Raw genomic sequence first — 16973 nt, 5'->3', positions numbered from 1 at the left:
ATTGAAAATGCGCGACGTCAATGCATCGCGCGCGTCATCGCGGCGATTTCCTGCTGAATGCCGAAAAAGCCCGTCACGAGCCAGCCGATCACCATCGCGAGCGTGACGATCGCGACGCCGTTCAGCACGCGCATCTGCGCGGTAATCCGCGCAACGCCCTCTTCGAGCCATTCGTCGGCGAGCATCTTGAGTGCCGCGTCGAAGCCGCCGTATTCGGCGTAGATGCACAAATCCTCGACGATCTCGCGCGACGGAAACTGATAACCGGCGTTGAGCAGCGCCTCGCCGGCGTTGAGGCCCGACTTCACGCCGACCAGCGTGTCGTCGATCCGCTCGCGCAGCCACGGCTCCGCGACCGCGCCGATCTTGAGCAGCGCCCTCTCGACCGTGACGCCCGACGCCTGCAGCGCCGAGAACGCGATCAGGAAGCCGCTGCCCGTGACGAGCCGGTAGATCGAATAAGGCGGCACGCGATCCGCGTAGATGCGCAGCGGCCCGCGCCAGCGCGGCAGCGACCACGCGAGCGCGGCGAGCACCGCGACGAGCGCCGCGACGACGACGAGCATCCAGCCCTGCACGAACAGCGACATCAGGTACAGCGAGCGCGCGGCGCCGCGCCAGTGCGTCGGATCGGCGATCAGCGCGAACTTCGGGATCACGTGCGTGCCGAACAGGTACAGATAGCCGATCACCATCACGACGAGCCCGACCGGATACGCGACGCCGCCCGTGACCGCGCGGCGGATCTTGCGGCTCGACTGCACGATGTCGGCAACCGACACGAGCGCGTCCTCGATGCGCCCCGCCTGCTCGCCCGCCGCGACGATCATCTGCTCCGTCGCGGGCACCCATGCCTCCATCGCCTCCGACAGCATCCGGCCGTTCTGCACGGCGAGCCGCCAGTCGGACAGCACGATCGCGAGCGGCTCGCGCGGCTTGCGCCCTTCGCGCGACGCGCGCCATTCGAGTTCCTCCAGCACCTTGAGGAGCGGCAGCCCGTTGCCGAGCATCTTCGCGATCTTCCGATAGACGCGCAGCCGCTCGTCGGCATTCAGGCAGAACTTCGCCCAGCGGCGATTCAGCTCAAGTGCCATAGCTGAATCCGACGAGCGACAGTTGCTGTCGCGCTTCGCCCGCAACCGGCGCGAGCGTGCCGACGACGCGCTCGACGCCGCGCGGATCGACGAGCCCCGCCGCGACCTTGCGCAGCGCGTGCTCGCCAAGCGTCATCCCGCCGCGCGTGCCGGTCCAGTACTCGAGCGCGCCGACCTTGTCGCCGTCGCGCAGGAATTCGAACAGCCGCGCATCGGGCAGGATCACTTCGGCGACGACGGTGCGGCCGATCGTGCCGACCGTGCGGCAGTGCTCGCAGCCGTCGCCTGCGATGCACACGTCGTGCATCCGGCTGTCGAGCGCGAGCCGCAGCCGCGCGAACAGGCCCGGCTCGATCCGGTCCGGATGATCGACGAGCCGCAGCTTGCAATGCGGACACAGCAGCTTCACGAGACGCTGGCTGATGAGCCCCGAGATCACCGTGTGATCGGTGACCATCCGCGCGTGCAGGCCGAGATCGATCAGGCGGTCGGCGATCGCGAGCGCGCTGTTCGCGTGCACCGTCGTCCACACCTGGTGGCCCGTCATCGACGCGCGCAGCGCCGTCTGCCCGGACGCGCGGTCGCGGACCTCGCCGATCATGATCGTGTCCGGATCGAGCCGCATCGCGTTCGTGATCGCCGCCGCGAACGCGAGCGCGCGCGCGTCCTCGGTCGGCGCGTTCGCGACGGGCGTCTGCACCGCGCCGTCGATCGGATATTCGATCGGGTCCTCGACCGTGATCACGTGCAGGCTGCCGCGCGACTCGTCGATCTGCGCGGCGAGCATCCGCTGCAGCGTCGTCGATTTGCCGGAACCCGTCGGGCCGCTGATGATGTTCATCCCGTGCGGCTGTGCGCGCAGCGCACGGAACGCCGCGACGTGCTCGGGCGCGAAGCCGAGCGCCGCGAGATCGGTCGCGTCGCCTGCATCGTTGTACAGGAGCCGCAGCACCATCAGGCTGCCTTCGTTGGTCGGCGTCGTCGCGATCCGCACGCCGTACAGATCGTCCGGCAGCTTGTCGCGGTCGCCAATGCTCGCGTCCTGACGTTCGCTCGGCCGGTAGCTGTTGTCCGATACGGTCGTCATCGCGCCGTACAGCGTCGCGAGCAGCCGCTCGCCGTGCTCGCGCGTGTGCTCGTTCACGCGCATGAGCTCGTTGTGGATCCGGAAGTAGACCTCGGTGCTGAAGCGGCGCACGCGGATATGGATGTCCGATGCGCGCTCGCGGCACGCGCGGCCGATCAGCTCCTTCGCGAGCACCTGCATCACCGTGTGATCGAGCCGCTCGCCGCCGCCCGCGGCGTTCTGCCGGTACGCCTCGCGCACCTGCATCAGCGTCGCGGGCGTCGGCCGGTACGGCCGGCCCATCCGGTCAAGCCGCGCGCGATACGACAGCACGAACGGATTCATCTCGTGGCCGTCGGCAATCAGGAGACGCCCGTCGTCGAACAGGCAGACGAACTTGCGTTCCTCGACGCTCGCAGCGAAGTCGCCCGCTTCGCTGACGGCGCGCGGGCCGCGCGGCGGCGCGGCATCGCCGCTGGCGGGCAGCGGCGCGCGCACGGGCGTCGCGTCGGGTCGTTGCGCGGCGTGGCTCATGATCCGCTCGCCGGCAGTGCGGGCAGCATCGGCGGCGGCGCGGCCGGGTCGGCCGGCAGCGGCGGATTGCCCGCGTACGACGGCGACGCCGTCGACAGCCTCGTGGTGCGCCCACGATTCGATACGACGACCGCACGCGGCTCGATCGCGATGACGCGTCCACCGTCCGGCAGCGCGTCGCCGCGCTGCACTTCGAATTCGGCGCCGCCGTTCATCCGCAGCGTCGCGAACGCGCGCTTGCCGACGCCTTCGATCGCCGTCACCGCGAACTGCCCGGCCGGCGCGCCGCCGCGCACGCGCGCGAGCTGCGCGGACCGCTCGGCGACCTGTTGCTCGGTCTCGAGCTTCTTCAACTGCGCCTGCAGCAGCACCGTCTCGCTTTGCAACTGCGTGAGCCGCGCGGCGGTCGCGCCGTCCTCGTCGGACGACACGGGCCCCGCCGCGCGCACGGCGCCGGCGAGCACCGCCAGGCCAAGTGCGCATATCCATCGGACGCGACTATTTCGCATAGAGCACTCCTTCGAGAGTCCACTGATTGTTCTGGTAAGCGAGGCGCTGCACGCGCAGCCCCGGCACGTCGATCGCGCGCACGAACTCGGGCGGCGCGACGCCGCCGAGGCTCGCGTTCAGCCGGTACGCGCGCCACCCGACCGCGGCGGCCGCCTGCTGCGCGAGATTCGCGAGCGGGGCGCGCGCCGCCTGATCGGGAAGCAGCGGGTCCAGTTTAGCCACGGCATCGAGCCATTGGAGACGCGACAGAAGTTGCGTCCTGACAACCGAATCGTCGACGAGCGGCGTGTCGCCCGCCGTCGGTGCGGCGAGCGGCACCTCGAGCGTCGCGCGTTCGCCGTCGGTGTCGACGATCGCGTCGGGCTCCGCGGCGAGCAGGTAGCGCACGTTCGAGCCATTGCGCGCCCACGTGTAGTGCGCCGCGTCCGGCGTGCATTCGTAGCGATCGAGCCGCCAGCCGCCCGGCGCGAGCCGGCCGAAGCGCGTCGCGCACGCGCGCGCGAACCCGACCGCGTCGGGCAGCGCCGCCCACGGCGGAACGACGGGGCCGCTCTTCGCCTGCCGCGCGGCGAGCTCCGCGCGCACGCGTTCGAGCGCCGCCTCGCGTTGCTCGTCCTCGACCTTCGCGCGATGATGCCAATAGGCGAACGCGCCGCCGCCCGCGACGCACACGACCGCCGCGGCGACCAGTGCGGCGCGCGGCGACAAGCGCCGCTCGATGGGCCGCAACGCCCACCAGCGCTCGGTACGCGGCCGGCCGCCACGGCGCGGCAGCAGATCGTCGAGCCGCTTCGGCTGGAAATTCTGGAAGCCCTGCTTCTCGAGCTCCAGCTCGCCGATCACGACGTTCCAGCCGCCCCAAGCGTAATCGGTATGCAGCCGTTCCAACGCTTCTTCGCGAGTGCCGACCCAGTCGCCGTTCGGCATGAACGCGTGGTCGCGCACCGCGAAGTACGCCCAGCGTCCGTCGGGCAGCGCGAACGCGCCGAGCCAGTTCGGCGCGGGCTGCCGGCGTCCGTTGTAGAACGCGCCTTCGAGCGCGATCGCGCGCGACACCATCGCGCCGAGCGACAGATGCCCGGGCGCGAAGCCGTCGCGCGTGTTCGCATAGCCCGCCGCCGCGCCGCCGCGATCGATCCGCAGCACCATCAGGTCGAACTTCAGCTTCTTCGCGAGCTCGACTGCTTCGGCGCGCAGCTCGTTGCGCCTCGACAGCGACTGCCAGAACAAGCCGCCGACGAAGCGCTGGCGGCCGATTTGAATCACCTGCGCGCTCATTGCCGGCTCCGTCAGGCGCCGCCGCGCTGCGTGACGGGCGTGATCAGGATCACGATCACCTCGCGCGAGCGTTGCGCCTCGTAGCCGCCGCCGAGCGCGATCATCTTCGGCGTGCCGATGCCGCGCTCGTCGAGCGAATCGTTCGTGCCTTCGTAGCCGCTGATGACGAGCGTCTCGCCCGACTTCATCGCGACCCGCTGCAGGAAGTTGCGCATGTCGACGTCGGGCGTCTGGATCCGCGTCGCGCCGCTGCCCGTGCTGCTCGACACTTCCTTCAGCTGGAGCAGCGACGAGATGTTCGTCGAGAACTGCAGCATCACGGTGCCATCGTCGAGCACGTGCGGCAACAGCGTCATGTTGAAGCCCGTCGTTACGGTGCCCGGCGTGAGCGCGGTCGACGAGCCGACGTTCGCGGTGTTCGTCGTCGACACCGACGCGAGATAGCCCGTCTGCGTCGCGACCTGCACGGGCACCGGCTGGTTGTTGAGCGTCGTGACCGACGCCGACGTCTTGCGCCGCACCGTCCCCTGCTGCGACAACGCGCGAATCAGCAGCTTGGTGCCGTTGAAGCGGCTCGTCGGGCTGAGCACCGTCGCGGACAGGTCGCCGGGCGTCACCGTGGCCGGCGTGAACGGGTTGGAGATCCCGAATTGCGCCGACACCGTCTTGTAGACGAGGCTCCAGTCGATCCCGTATGCGTCGCCCGCCTTCAGCGACACGCTGAGCACCGTCACGTTGAGCATCACCTGCCGCGACAGCGAGCGGTTCTGCTGCGTCATGAACGCGGCGACGCGCTCGATCACGTCGGGCGTGTCGGTCACCGAGATCGAGCCGGTCGCGGGCGATGCGACCGAGCTGCCGTAGCGCGACAGCATCGACTGGATCGCGCTCTGCAGCCCGTTGAACACGGACAGCTGCGAATTCACCGCGGTGTTCGCCGTATTGTTCGCGGTGAGGCCCGTCGTGCCGGAGCCCGAGCCGCTCGCGCCGCCGCCCGAGCCGCCGGACTGCGAGCCGCCCGACGTGCCGTCGCTCGTCGCGCCGCTCACCACCGACGCGTTCAGCGACGAGTCGCCGGGAATCGCGTTGACCTGGAACGTGCGGGTATCGGTGAAGAAGAAGCGGATCGTCCCCTGCTCGTATTTCCAGAAGACCCCGAAGCGCGCGCATGCCGCGTCGAGCAGGCCGCGCAGCGTGCCGCCCGTGTATAGGATGCGCGCCGGCGCGAACGACGTGCCGGCGCCGCCGCCGTCCGCGCCGCTGCCCGCCTTGCCGCCGCCGGACGACCCGCCACCCGGCATGCCGGGCGGCAGCGGCGGCACCGAGCGCCCGCCCGCCGCGTCGAGGAACGCGGGTGCGCCGCGCGCGACGCCGTCCGCGCCGCCGCCTTGCTGCGAACGCGCGGCCGCCTGCTGCGCGCTCGCGGCGACCTGCGTCGGTACCAGCGTGAGCCGCGTGATCTGCTCGGCGAATTCGGATAACGAAGAGACCGCGCGGTCGAACGACGCCGGCTCGTCGAATAGCGCGGGGAGCTGTTCGCGGCTCTGCAGCTTCACGGCGCCCGCCGACACCCACAGCCCGTTGTCGACGACGACGGGCGACAGCGCGTGCACGCTGTTGTCGCCGTCGGCGGTGCGCTTGAGGAGCGCGCCGGATTCGTCCGAATCGCGTCGCACGTCCCGCTCGATGCCGCTGCGCAGCCCGGTGCAGCCGCCCAGCAGCGCGGCGGCCAGTAACGAAATGACGAAAAAGACGCGCATCAGCCCGCTCCCTGCGCGACGACGCGCAACACGTGATTGCCTTGATAGAGAATCGCCTGGATCGGCGTCGCCGTGCGGCCGAGACTCGCGACGAGCACTTGCAGCGCATCCTCGAACGAGCCGCGCAGCGTCGCCTGCGCGTCGATGCTGAAATCGACCGGCGCATCCCAGACGAGCTGCCAGCCCGCCGTGCGCGCCCATCGCAACAAGACGCCGCGGATCGTGCCGTCGGACGCGCGCACGTCCCAGACGGGTGCGTCCGCAACGGGCAGCGACGCGGGCCGCGCGGCCGTGGCCGGCGCGGCCCCGGCTGACGCCGATGGCGATACCGCGTGCAAGACGTCGACGCGCGTTGCCGTCAGCGGTGCGTGATCGAAGCGCTCGACAAATGGGCCGCCGATCGCCGGATCGGTGCCGGCGGGCGGGCCGCTCGCCGCGCAATCGGTTGCAAAAAGCGCGGTCGCGATGAACGCGGCCGCGGCGACCGTAGCGCCGTGCATCATGATTGTCCTCGTTACTCGACTGCTGCCGTGCGCCGCTGGCCCCCGCGCTTTGCTGCTCGATGATCCCGGATGCCGCGTTCGACGCCCCGGACCGCCTGCGCGGCCGGAAATGGCTTTCCGAACATGGGATTACCGCAGCGTTACATAATAGGTCTACGCACGCAGTCGCATTATTGAAGTGATTATTGCGCGGCAAATATACCCCGAACAGTTTGACAAAAGCTAGTTTGCATGCAAAATTAAATAGACCATTCAATTTTCTCTTTCACCGCGCGAAATCCGCCGCCCAATCCATTCATTCGAACTGCCAAGATGAACCAGCATGCCGCCGCCCCGCTGCGCGATCTCGCGGGCGAAGTGCTCGGCCTGATCGACCTGAAGCAGATGTTCACCGACATCCACATCGAGCAGGACCGTCCCGTCACGATCAAGACCCCGCGCGGCTGGGTCGAGACGAGCGACGAACCGGTGCTCCTCGACGACATGCGGCCGCTGCTCGACGCGATCGACGAGCATTGGGAAGCCGCGCTTCGTCAAGGCACGCTCGACCGCCCGTTCGTCCTCACGCGCTGCCGGCTGCGCTGCCACGTGTACCGGGCGGGCGGCGGCCGCAAGATCGTGATCTCGATGCGCCGGCTGCCGCTCAAGCCGCTGCCGCTCGAGGAACTCGGCCTGCCCGTCTACGTGCGCTCGATGCTCGACAACACGAAGGGCATCATCCTCGTCACGGGCCCGACGGGCTCGGGCAAGACAACGACGATCGCGTCGCTGCTCGAGCACGTCAACGCGACGCGCAACACGCATATCGTCACGATCGAGGAGCCGATCGAATACTATCTGGAGCGCCGCCAGTCAATCATCTCGCAGCGCGAAGTGCCGACCGATACGCCGAATTTCCCGCACGGGCTGCGCGAGGCGCTGCGGCAGAAGCCGGACGTCGTGATGGTCGGCGAGGTGCGCGACGCGCAGACGGCCGACACGCTGCTGCAAGCGGGCGAATCGGGGCACCTCGTGCTCGCGACGATGCACACGGGCAGCGCGGTCAGCGCGCTCAACAAGCTGCTGTCGTTCTTTCCGGTCGAGCAGCGCGACCGGCACGCGGTCGCGCTCGCCGAATCGCTGATCGGCATCGTCTGCCAGAGCCTCGTGCCGAGCGCGGACGGCGAAAGCCTCGTGCTCGCGAGCGAACTGCTGTTCAACAACAACAACCAGGTCGCGAAGCTGATCGCGGATCCGACGAAGCTGCACCTCGTCAACGAGTTCCTGCGGCGCCGCGAGGACAACATGTCGCGTTCCCTGAACGACGACCTCGCCGCGCTCGCGGCCCGCAACCGGATCTCGACGAAGGACGCGTTACGGGCGACTTACAATCGGATCGAGCTGAATGAAATGATGCAGTCGATTGTTAATCGTTAGGCGCGCATCCGATCCGGCATTTTCCATGCCGATCTAAAATCGGAAAAAATCGTATAAACATGCCGAATCCCGTGTTAATCGACTGGTGGAATTAATTTCAAAAGCCGATTGTCATCGCGCGTCTAAATCATGCTAGACCGTCGTTTAATAATGCGTGGGGTTTGCATCAATTGCCGAGCAGGCGCGTCTGCGTGCTGAGGCCGAGGCCGTCCGGCGGCGTCGCCGGCGGATGCGCGCGTAACGTCTCGCGCGTTTGCGTCGCGCGCTTCGCGGTTTCGGGGAAGCTGGCGATTGCGATTGCGATTGCCGCGGCCGGCGCGCGTCGCGCCTGCGCGGTCGGCGATGCCGGCGGCGGCCGGCGCACGGGATCGGCGGACGTCACGCGCGGCGTCACCAGCACGAGCTGCTGCGTCTCATGTCCGGCGGCAAGCGGCAGCGCGAGCGCCACGCATTCCCCTGCCGAGAGCGTCGCGCCGGACACGGTTTCGCGCGACGACGATGCGCCGGCCGAGCGGCTGTCGCGGTCCGCCCAGCGCTCGACGATCCGCATGTCGAGCGCATAACGGCCCGCCTGCGCGGTCTCGCGCGGCGTGACCCGCATCGCGAATCCGTTCCGCTGCGCGTCGAGCGATCGCGCATCGCCATCGCCCGACGTGACGAACACCTGCCGCAGACGGCCGAAATCCGCGCTGTCGTCGGGGAGCGTCAGCGTCGAGCCGTCGGCGTCGATCGATGCGTCGCCGTGCGCGGCAAGCTCGGCGATGCGCTCGCGCATCGGCGCGCAGCCGTCCGGCGCGGGCGCGATCGCCACGCGCGGGGCGGATGCGCCGGAGGATACGGACGCCTGCGTGTCGTCGCGCCACCGCAACCCGAGCGCGTCGATCTGCGCGCGCGCGAGCGTCGCGCCGAACGCATCGATCCGAATCGACGCGGGCAGCGTATCGAGCTGCGCGACGAGCCGTGCATCGCGCGCCAGCCGCGCGGGCACGTCGCGGATCAGCACGGTGTTCGAGCGTGCATCCGCGTCGACGATCGGCAGCGACGCCGTGAATTCGCGCACGCCGGGCACCGCGCGCGGCGCGACGCCGTCCTGCTCGAGCCGGCGGCGCAGCCGCGTCGCGAGCCCCGGCAGCGACGCATCGCCCGCGTCGCCGCGCACGACGCGGTCAGCCGCCGCGCGCGCATGCAGCCTGAACGCGCGCGTCTCGGTCCGCACGCGCGCCTGCGCGGCTTCGTCGAGCGCGCGCGCGGCGGCGAGCACGAGCGCGACATAGCGCGGCGGGCCGGCGACCCGCACGATCCGCGCCGCGTCGTCATAGCCGGGCCGCCAGCGCTCGTCGACGATCCGCTGCCGTGCGAGCGTCGCGCGCAGCTCGGCCGGCGTCGCGTAATTGAGCCGCACCGCCGCACGCTCGAACGCATCGGGCGCGACGAGCTGCAGCACCGCGCCGTCGTAGTACGCCGCAAGTCCGCACGTGCGCGCCACCCAGTCGACAAAACGCCGCGGCGGCAACGCCTCGCGCACGTCGAGCCGGCACGCCGCGCCTGCGTCCACGTCGATCGCGACGCCCGAGCGGCGGCTCAGTTCGCTCAGCGCGGCGGCGGCACTCACCGGCCCGACGCGATAGTCGAAGCGCGCGAGCGGCCACGCGAGCGGCACCGCATGCAGCGCCGGCGCATGGCTCGCGAGCGCGAGCGCGATGGCGGCAGCCGACGCGGCCGCGCGCCGCGTCACGATGCGCGATCCGCCGGCTCGGCGTCCGCGCCCAGGTTCAGGCGGTAGCCTGTCGCGTACGCCGCATGCACGGTCCAGCCGAGGCCCGCCGCTTTCAGCCGGCTGCGCAGCCGGCTCACGTACATGTCGACCGTGCGGGTCTGCGCGGACGCTTCCGCGCCCCACACGAGTCGCAACAGATCCTGCCGCTGCACGACGGTGCCGGGATGCTCGGCCAGATGCCAGAGAATGTCGAACTCCTTCGCGCTGAATGCGTGCGACGCGCTGCCGTCGGACACGGTCAGCGTCGCGCGCGACAACACGCAGCCGCCGAGCTGCATGCGCCCGCTGTCGACCGACAGCGCCGCGAAGCGCCGCAACAACGCGCGCACGCGTGCGAGCAGCGTCTGCTTCTCGAGCGGCTTGATCAGGAAATCGTCCGCGCCGGCGTCGAGAATCTTCACGATGTCTTCTTCGTCCGAATGCACGGTCTGGAAGATCACCGGGACGATCGAGCGCGCGCGGCCACGCACCCAGCCGAGCAGCCGCTCGCCCGTCATCCCGGGCAGGTCCCAGTCGAGCACCAGCAGATCGGCCCAGCTGTCGCCGAGGAAACGGCGCGCGTCGAGCCCGTCGTCGAACGCCTCGACGCGGTAGCCCTCGGCCTTGAGCCAGGTGACGAGCAGCGTGCGCTGCACCGGATCGTCCTCGACGACGACGATCTGCTTGGGCTGCTGCACGGTGCGCTGCATGTTCGGTTCGGACATCGCGGAAATGGGGTTCGTCAAGCGAAAAGGAAAGGATGCCGGCGCTCAGCCGTCGGGCGTGACGCTCGCGCGCCAGCGCGCGATGCCGTCCGGCACGGCCGAAGCTGCCGCGCCTGCCGGCGCGGGCATCGGCAGGCGCATCACGAACGCCGTGCCGACGCCGCGATTCGATTCGGCGTACAGCGTGCCCGCATGCGCGGCGGCGACCTGCGCGGCGAGCTGCAGCCCGAGGCCGAAGCCCATCGAGCCACGCTTCGCGAGCGGCGCGAAATCGGTCATGCGCCCGTCCGTGGCGAGGCCCGGCAGGCCGCCGGCCCAATCGCGGATCGTCACTTCCGCGTGCGCGTCACGCACGTGCAGCCGGATCTCGACGCGCGCGCCCTGCCGCGACGCCTGCACCGCATTGTCGATCAGGTTCTGCAGCGCGCGGGCGACGAATACGCGCGCGCCGTGCAACCACAGCGGTACGGCGTCGTCGAGCCAGAGCTGCAACGCGACGCCGCGATAGACGGCGCCCACTTCGAGCTTCGGCACGAGCTCGCGCAGCATCGTGCGCAGGTCGAAGCGCATGAAATGGCGCTGCCGGAGATCGTCCGCCGCCGATGCGACGAGGTAGTCCTGGCCGAGCAGCAACGCGTGCCGCGCGAGCTGCGCGATCCGTTCGAGGCCGCCGCACGCGGCGAACGCGTCGGGATCGGCGTCGTGCAACTGGGTCAGCGCGAGTATCGAATTCTGCGGCGAACGCAGGTCGTGCGCCAGAAAGCGCAGCGACGCAACACGCTCGTCGAGCGCGCGGCGCAGCGGCGTGACGTCGGCGACCGTGACCGTCGCCGCGATCGCCGGATCGTGCTCAACCGGCTGCAGCGTCAGCCACAGGATCGCGTCGTCGGTTTCGAATTCGAATCCTTGTTCGAGCGTGTCGAACAGCGCGGCGGGATCCGCGCCCGCCGCGTCGCCGAGCAGCGCGTGCAGCGGCAGCCCGGCGGCGAGCGTGCGGCCTAACAGCGCGTGCGCGCGCTCGGTGGCCGCGACGATCGCGCCGTCGCGGTCGAGCGCGAGCGTGCCCCACGCCTGCCGGGCCTGCATCACCTCGAGGATTCGGGCGTCGGCCCGTTGCGACACGATCAAGTTCGACTCCGGCGGACGTCGCGGTCCGCGAATGATTGGACGGGCCGCGACGCGGCGGCGCGAGCGCGCAGTGTGCACCGATTCGAAAGCGCGTGTCCAGTGCCGCCGCGCCGCGCCGCCCGCGCGGTCAGAAGTCGTTCTTCTGGTCGACGTCGCCCGCGCTCACCGTCACTTCGTCCGGCGTGAACTCCATGTTGCCGCCGGCGCCGCGCTTGCCGACGTTCGCGTTCATGAGCGGATTGCCGCCCGTCTCGAGGCGCTCCAGCTCCTTCGTCGCACCGGAGTTCAGCTTCACGTTGCCGTCCTTGTCGACGACGCCGACCGAATTGCCGCTGCCGTTGTACAGGTTGCCCTGCGTGTCCATCTTCAGGTGCAGCGCTTCGCCGCCCGCTTTCGTGTTCAGCTTGACGTCGCGCATGTCTTCGCCGGGCTTGTCGCCCGTCGACGGCGTCACGTGGTTCGTCGGGGTGTTGTCGCCGGTCGGCGTGTTGCCGTTCGAATCGCCACCGATGTCCGTATCGTCGCCGTCTCCCGAATCGTCCTGCATCAGCAGCGCTTCGATTTCGTGGAGCAGCTTGTCGATCTTCTGATCGCGGCTGCTCGACGACGTCGACGAGGAGTTGAACTGCGACGGGTGGATAGTCGTCGATGTAATGCCGTTAACGCTCATGATCGTCTCGCTATGAATGTGAATCGACTGAAGGAAAGGGAACAGAACGCGCACGGCGCTCATGCGCCCGCGGTTCGACGACAAGCTTAGGCAGCGCGTACGCGCGCGCCGCGAACCGCGCGAAGCGACGTCGCGGCGACCGAAACGATCGGTCGCGCATCGTGCGCCGCCGCCGCAACGCGCGCATCGCTTCGCCGCGCACGATGTCGCTTCGCACGCGCCGGCCGCTCGCGCGCGTACGACGGCGATCATCGCAGACGGATCATCTCTTCTCGACGCATCGCACCGACATGGCGATCAAATCGTGCAACAAAGCCGCATTGCGCGCGTTGCTCTCGGCCTTTTCGGTCGGGCTGCGCGCGAGCGCACACGCGGACCTCGACGAACTGCTGATCGCGCTGCGCGTTCTGCAGCCGCGCAACGCCGCGGTCGACCTGTGCGACGTGCGGCTGCGGATCAGCCGGCGCGACTGGATCGGCGCGCTGCACATTCTGCGCACGCTCGAAGACCAGGAGCGCGGCACGCCGATGTGCACGGCGCTGCAGAGCTGGTGCCTGTACGCGCTGCAAGACGACGATTGGCGGCGCTATGCGCAGACCGTGGTGCTGTCGGGGGATCGGGCGTCGACGGTGCTCGTCGGCCGGTTCCTCAAAGTGGATGAGCTCGCGGAGGGCGCCGGCGCGCACGACGGCGACGTCGCCGCACGCATCTCGCAACTGCTGCGGCTCGACCGGTATCAATGGGCGCGGCATGTGCATGCGAGCGGGATGGGGTGAAGATCGGGCGGGTTTGTGGTTTGCGGCGATCGTGGCGAGCCGCACATCGGTCGTCACCGTGTCACGCGAACCCGAATGTCGAGAGCCCGGATACGCGCGACGTTCGACCCGGCGAACCCGCATCTCCGTCGCGACTTCCGTCATTGGTCGGACGCGGCGGCGAAAGTCAGCGAGACCGCACGAAATCCGCGATGCGCGTCGCGACGAATCGGACGCAGGCAATCGATGCCCGGCGCGAGCGTAGTCGCGGATCGTCGCGGCCAACCCGCCGCCCTGGCGCTCCCGTGCAAGCTCCTCGCCGGTTCACGCAGCCTGGCGCGCCGACGCCTGCGCGTCGCGGGTCGCGACGGCCTCGCCCAACGGCGCCGGCGCCCTGGTGATCGCGAACAGATAGCTGTCGCCCGCGCTCATCCCGCGATTCGGACGCGCCTCGTAGTTGCGCACGACGCCCTCGCTGACGAAACCCAGCTTCGGCATGAACGGCGCGGCGCGGCCCGTCACCGAGCAGAACGCCTCGATCCGGTATACGCCCGGCTGCGCGATCAGCCAGTCGAGAAACCTGCGCAGCATCTCCGACCATGCGCGGGTCCGCACGCGCCCCGGTGCGAAGCTCGTCACGAGCCCGATCTCGACGCGCGGCAGGCGACCGTGCATCTCGAGGGTGCCGATCAGACGGCCGTCGCGCTTCTCGAACAGTCCCCAGCTGAAAAACGCGCCGCTGCGCCAGCCCTCGGCGAGACGACCGATGCACGCGCGCGTTTCGTCGACGCTGCGATGCATCGGCCACGGCAGGTCGAGCGTCGTCGCCGGATCGCCGAACAGCGCGTCGAAGGCTTCACGTGCGTCGTCGGCGGTGAGCGGGCGTAGATGAAGGCGCTCGGTTTCGATCAGTTCGGGTGGACGGATGGCATTCATCGGCGGCTCCGGTTCAGGGAATGGACACGCCGATTGTCGGGCGCCGACGCGCGAGCGTGCCCCACGCGCGCGAAGCCGCGGCGGCGTATGCGAAATGCGAATCGCGATCGCGCGAGCCGCGTCGCTTCGGCGACGTTCGCGCGCGGGTGTATCGCTTCGCACCGCGGTCGGCCGCGGCGCGCCTGTCGACGTACAGTGGCGCCACGTCGCCCGGTGCGCCCATTGCGCGGCAGTCGGGCGCCCAGGTCGACCTTCTTCAGGAGCCGGATTGTGCAGCCAGTATCGATCAAATCCCCCATTCAAACCGGGGGCTCGTCTCCACCCTCGCAGAACCCGCCGTCGATCGGCGCGCCCCTGTCCGGCGCCGCGGCTCCTCAACCGAAGCCGTCAGGCGTGCTGGGAGGCTTGCGACCGAAAGGCGAGTCGAGGTCTCGACCCGACGCCCGTCCGCTGAACGCGTCGGCACTGAAGCGCACCGCCGTCAAGCCGGAAGCGACTGGAAACAACGCGTCGCTACTCGAAGCCACGCCCGCCGAATTGCAGACGGTGGCACATCATCCGGTCCTGCAACCGGTCGTGCTTCATTCCGCACACCCGCACGAAGGCAACCTCATCGACCTGAGCGATCCGCCCTCCACGACGAAACCCACCGGTACGCCAACGTCGCTGCTCGAGGCAACGCCCGATGAATTGCAGACCGTCGCGCATCATGCGGTCCTGCAACCGGCCGTGCCTCATTCCGCACATGTGCCGGAAGGCAATCTCATCGATCCGAGCGATCCGCCACCGGCACCGCAACCCGCGCACGGGCAGCCGTCGCCGCTCGGGGCCGCGCACGCTCAATCGCAGGCTGCGGGCACCCCGCCTTCGAAACCCGCATCCGCCGCCGCGCATGAAGCACACGGCGCCCACGATGCGCAGACGCTTGCCGCGGCCGGGATGCCGAGCATCCACCAGATCCATCACGAGACCGAGCAGACGATCAGGATGCAGCGTGCAATCGGTTTCGCGAACCAGCTCCTCGCGGTGGCGGAGATGATCAACAGCTTCCAGATGAAACTGATCGACATGATCAAGAAGGCGGTATCGCGATCGTAATGCGTCGGCGCGACATCGAAGCAACGCGGTGAGGTATTGGCGCGGCGAGCCCGCGCGCCGGCTTCGCCCGGCCAGAACGATCGCCCGGTGTGCAACAGCCGACCGGCGGCGACGCGCTGTGCGTCGCCCCGCGTCCTCACCGGTCGAAGGTCTGCGAAGGCGCCTCGTCGAACATCCGCCGATAGCCGTTGACCAGCGTCGACCGATGCTGGATCCCCCAGCGGTTCGCGATCTCGAGCACGCTCGCCGCGCGCGGCCCTTCCGACAGCAGCTCGCCGCGAATCCGCTCCATCCGCTGCCGTCGGATCAGCTGGCTCGGCGACAACCCGAGAAACGTCTTGAACGCCGCCTGCAATGCGCGCTCGGTCACGTCGATGTGCGCGGCGATCTCCCGCACCGACAGGTCGCGCTGGTCGAGCCGCTCCATCAAATAGCGATACGCGCGCCGGTACTTGCCGGGCAGCCGCGCGCTGACGTCGTCGCTCGGCGCCGCCGTGTGCGTGCCGCACCGCGCGATCGCGAGCGAGGGCGCGAGCGCCGCGCCGTCCGAGCGCACGTGCCGCACCGAGGCGAGCGCATAGCGCGCATACAGCGACGACGATTCGCGAATCCGCCCCTGCTGCTCGCACACCTTCGCCGCGCAGTACAGATAGTCGAGAGTCCAGCGCACGTGCGAGCCGCAGCGCCCGGCCGCGTCGCGATACGGCGCGATCATCGCGTTGGCGACATTCGGCGCGTGCCCCGCGAGCGCCGCGAGCGCGACTTCAAGGCACACGCTGCGCTGGTAGTCGACGAGGCCCGTCTTCGCGCACCAGCTCACATGCGCATCGATCCGCGCGAGGGCCGCGTGGTCGCCGGCGGCGAGCGCGCATGCCTGGCGCATGTAGTCGACGCGCATCCGCAGCAGCGGCAGCGCATCGGCATCGGCCGCCGCCGCGCCCGTTTCCGCGAACGCCGACAACGGCAGATCGGCCAACGCGGAGCACCAGTAGACGTGATCGCCGAGCGCGTCGGCGCGACCGATCCGGTATTGCAGCAGCAAGTCCGCGCGCAGCGCGCCGGCGAGCTGCCGCCAGCGCGGATCGGCATCGCGAGCGGCTGCGTCGAGCCCGTCGAGCGCCACCATCGCGTCCTCGGCGCGGCCGAGATGATGCATGACGACGCACGCGCCGACGAGGCTCTCGAGCTTCTGCCCGACGCTCGCCGCGCGATCGTCGGCGATCCGTCGGAAGCCCGCCTGCGCGACGCCGAAACGGTTCTGGAAGAACGCCTGCCAGCTCGCGTTGCGGCAGGTCATCACGCGCGTCTGGTCGCGCGAATCGCGCAGCAGCTTCAGCGCGCGGCGGAACGTGTCCTCGGCCTCCTCGAAGCGGCCGAGCACGAGCTGGATGTCCGCGTACGCGCTGACGTCGCGCACGTCGTTGGCCGGGTCGCCCGGGTCGGCTTCGCAGCGCGCGGCGACGAGCGTGGCCGCTTCGGCGAAGCGGCCGTCGAACACGCGCGCTGCGTAGGCGTCGTTCGACGCCGGATTGGCAAGCGCGGCGGCGGCGGCGAAATAGAGTGTCGAAAACATGGTGGATCCTCTCGGCAAGCGGGTTCGAATACGAAGTTCGGGCTCGATCCGCGCGCCGCGCCGCCGCTCGTCGCGGGGCGCAGCGCATGGATGCGTGCCGCTATCGTCTCGTTCGCGCCGGATCCGCGCAGCAATTTGTGACGTTCCGTTACGATTGGCCCGGCGGTTGCG

15 protein-coding genes are annotated in these 16973 nt (G+C 69.6%); 3 read left to right on the top strand and 12 right to left on the bottom strand.

Features of this window, described 5'->3' with window-relative positions:
- Window positions 1-17: 17 nt before the first annotated feature.
- Genes BT264_RS04620 through BT264_RS04595 form a run of 6 tightly spaced genes read right to left on the bottom strand, consistent with a single transcriptional unit; the run spans window position 18 to window position 6745 of the window.
- Window positions 18-1094, bottom strand: a complete 1077-nt coding sequence (locus tag BT264_RS04620; protein WP_072436841.1) for a type II secretion system F family protein — start codon at window positions 1092-1094, stop codon at window positions 18-20.
- The gene (locus BT264_RS04615) at window positions 1084-2694 is read right to left on the bottom strand and encodes a GspE/PulE family protein (RefSeq protein ID WP_072436842.1); all 1611 of its coding nucleotides are present in this window, start codon (window positions 2692-2694) and stop codon (window positions 1084-1086) included. Before BT264_RS04615 ends, BT264_RS04620 begins: the two co-directional genes overlap by 11 nt.
- Window positions 2691-3179: a type IV pilus biogenesis protein PilP gene (pilP, locus tag BT264_RS04610; RefSeq protein WP_072436932.1), complete on the bottom strand. Its 489-nt coding sequence runs from the start codon at window positions 3177-3179 to the stop codon at window positions 2691-2693. Before pilP ends, BT264_RS04615 begins: the two co-directional genes overlap by 4 nt.
- Window positions 3180-3192: 13 nt before the next feature.
- Complete coding sequence (gene pilO2, locus BT264_RS04605) at window positions 3193-4482, bottom strand: type 4b pilus protein PilO2 (protein ID WP_072436843.1); 1290 nt, start codon at window positions 4480-4482, stop codon at window positions 3193-3195.
- A gap of 11 nt (window positions 4483-4493) precedes the next feature.
- Window positions 4494-6242: a PilN family type IVB pilus formation outer membrane protein gene (locus BT264_RS04600; RefSeq protein WP_072436844.1), complete on the bottom strand. Its 1749-nt coding sequence runs from the start codon at window positions 6240-6242 to the stop codon at window positions 4494-4496.
- Entirely contained in the window at window positions 6242-6745 is a 504-nt protein-coding gene (locus tag BT264_RS04595; protein ID WP_072436845.1) for a toxin co-regulated pilus biosynthesis Q family protein, read from the bottom strand. The genes BT264_RS04600 and BT264_RS04595 overlap by 1 nt, the downstream gene beginning before the upstream one ends.
- 312 nt (window positions 6746-7057) lie before the next feature.
- On the opposite strand from BT264_RS04595, the gene BT264_RS04590 reads away from it, so the two are divergent.
- Window positions 7058-8161: a type IV pilus twitching motility protein PilT gene (locus BT264_RS04590; protein ID WP_072436846.1), complete on the top strand. Its 1104-nt coding sequence runs from the start codon at window positions 7058-7060 to the stop codon at window positions 8159-8161.
- Between the two features lie 166 nt (window positions 8162-8327).
- On the opposite strand, the gene BT264_RS04585 is transcribed toward BT264_RS04590, so the two are convergent.
- The 4 genes from BT264_RS04585 to BT264_RS04570 all read right to left on the bottom strand — a co-directional run bounded on the left by BT264_RS04585 (window position 8328) and on the right by BT264_RS04570 (window position 12503).
- Window positions 8328-9896 (bottom strand): secretion protein, encoded by a 1569-nt coding sequence (locus BT264_RS04585; RefSeq protein ID WP_072436847.1) that lies wholly within the window; start codon window positions 9894-9896, stop codon window positions 8328-8330.
- On the bottom strand, window positions 9893-10642 hold the full coding sequence (locus tag BT264_RS04580) for a response regulator transcription factor (protein WP_072436848.1): 750 nt from the start codon (window positions 10640-10642) through the stop codon (window positions 9893-9895). The genes BT264_RS04585 and BT264_RS04580 overlap by 4 nt, the downstream gene beginning before the upstream one ends.
- Before the next feature lie 45 nt (window positions 10643-10687).
- Window positions 10688-11764 carry a sensor histidine kinase gene (locus BT264_RS04575; RefSeq protein ID WP_072436933.1) on the bottom strand — a complete coding sequence of 359 codons (1077 nt, stop codon included), beginning with the start codon at window positions 11762-11764 and terminating at the stop codon, window positions 10688-10690.
- A gap of 133 nt (window positions 11765-11897) precedes the next feature.
- A complete protein-coding gene (locus BT264_RS04570) occupies window positions 11898-12503 on the bottom strand; it encodes a hypothetical protein (RefSeq protein ID WP_072436934.1) in 606 nt (201 codons plus the stop codon).
- Window positions 12504-12730: 227 nt separating this feature from the next.
- Between BT264_RS04570 and BT264_RS04565 the strand changes: the two genes are divergently transcribed.
- Complete coding sequence (locus tag BT264_RS04565) at window positions 12731-13216, top strand: HrpB1 family type III secretion system apparatus protein (protein ID WP_072436849.1); 486 nt, start codon at window positions 12731-12733, stop codon at window positions 13214-13216.
- 303 nt (window positions 13217-13519) lie between these two features.
- Here the strand turns inward: BT264_RS04565 and BT264_RS04560 are convergent, their stop codons facing one another.
- Window positions 13520-14131, bottom strand: coding sequence for a GNAT family N-acetyltransferase (locus BT264_RS04560; protein WP_083533906.1), 612 nt, complete (start codon window positions 14129-14131; stop codon window positions 13520-13522).
- Window positions 14132-14353: 222 nt separating this feature from the next.
- Here BT264_RS04560 and BT264_RS39790 point away from each other — a divergent pair, with 222 nt between their 5' ends.
- Complete coding sequence (locus BT264_RS39790) at window positions 14354-15229, top strand: hypothetical protein (protein ID WP_256260564.1); 876 nt, start codon at window positions 14354-14356, stop codon at window positions 15227-15229.
- Window positions 15230-15365: 136 nt separating this feature from the next.
- Here BT264_RS39790 and BT264_RS04550 read toward each other — a convergent pair whose 3' ends face one another.
- Window positions 15366-16802, bottom strand: coding sequence for a helix-turn-helix transcriptional regulator (locus BT264_RS04550; protein WP_072436851.1), 1437 nt, complete (start codon window positions 16800-16802; stop codon window positions 15366-15368).
- Window positions 16803-16973: the final 171 nt, after the last annotated feature.

This window comes from Burkholderia sp. NFPP32 (assembly GCF_900119325.1).
GTDB lineage: Bacteria > Pseudomonadota > Gammaproteobacteria > Burkholderiales > Burkholderiaceae > Burkholderia > Burkholderia pyrrocinia_C.
Note: the sequence above shows the minus strand (reverse complement) of the source record. Positions and strands in the feature narration are given on the sequence as shown.

Bases quoted from the DNA above. Each gene is read 5' to 3' on its own strand.
- BT264_RS04620 (WP_072436841.1), bottom strand. From the start codon at position 1,094: ATGGCACTTGAGCTGAATCGCCGCTGGGCGAAGTTCTGCCTGAATGCC.
- BT264_RS04615 (WP_072436842.1), bottom strand. From the start codon at position 2,694: ATGAGCCACGCCGCGCAACGACCCGACGCGACGCCCGTGCGCGCGCCG.
- pilO2 (WP_072436843.1), bottom strand. From the start codon at position 4,482: ATGAGCGCGCAGGTGATTCAAATCGGCCGCCAGCGCTTCGTCGGCGGC.
- BT264_RS04600 (WP_072436844.1), bottom strand. From the start codon at position 6,242: ATGCGCGTCTTTTTCGTCATTTCGTTACTGGCCGCCGCGCTGCTGGGC.
- BT264_RS04595 (WP_072436845.1), bottom strand. From the start codon at position 6,745: ATGATGCACGGCGCTACGGTCGCCGCGGCCGCGTTCATCGCGACCGCG.
- BT264_RS04590 (WP_072436846.1), top strand. From the start codon at position 7,058: ATGAACCAGCATGCCGCCGCCCCGCTGCGCGATCTCGCGGGCGAAGTG.
- BT264_RS04580 (WP_072436848.1), bottom strand. From the start codon at position 10,642: ATGTCCGAACCGAACATGCAGCGCACCGTGCAGCAGCCCAAGCAGATC.
- BT264_RS04570 (WP_072436934.1), bottom strand. From the start codon at position 12,503: ATGAGCGCCGTGCGCGTTCTGTTCCCTTTCCTTCAGTCGATTCACATT.
- BT264_RS04565 (WP_072436849.1), top strand. From the start codon at position 12,731: ATGGCGATCAAATCGTGCAACAAAGCCGCATTGCGCGCGTTGCTCTCG.
- BT264_RS04560 (WP_083533906.1), bottom strand. From the start codon at position 14,131: ATGAATGCCATCCGTCCACCCGAACTGATCGAAACCGAGCGCCTTCAT.
- BT264_RS04550 (WP_072436851.1), bottom strand. From the start codon at position 16,802: ATGTTTTCGACACTCTATTTCGCCGCCGCCGCCGCGCTTGCCAATCCG.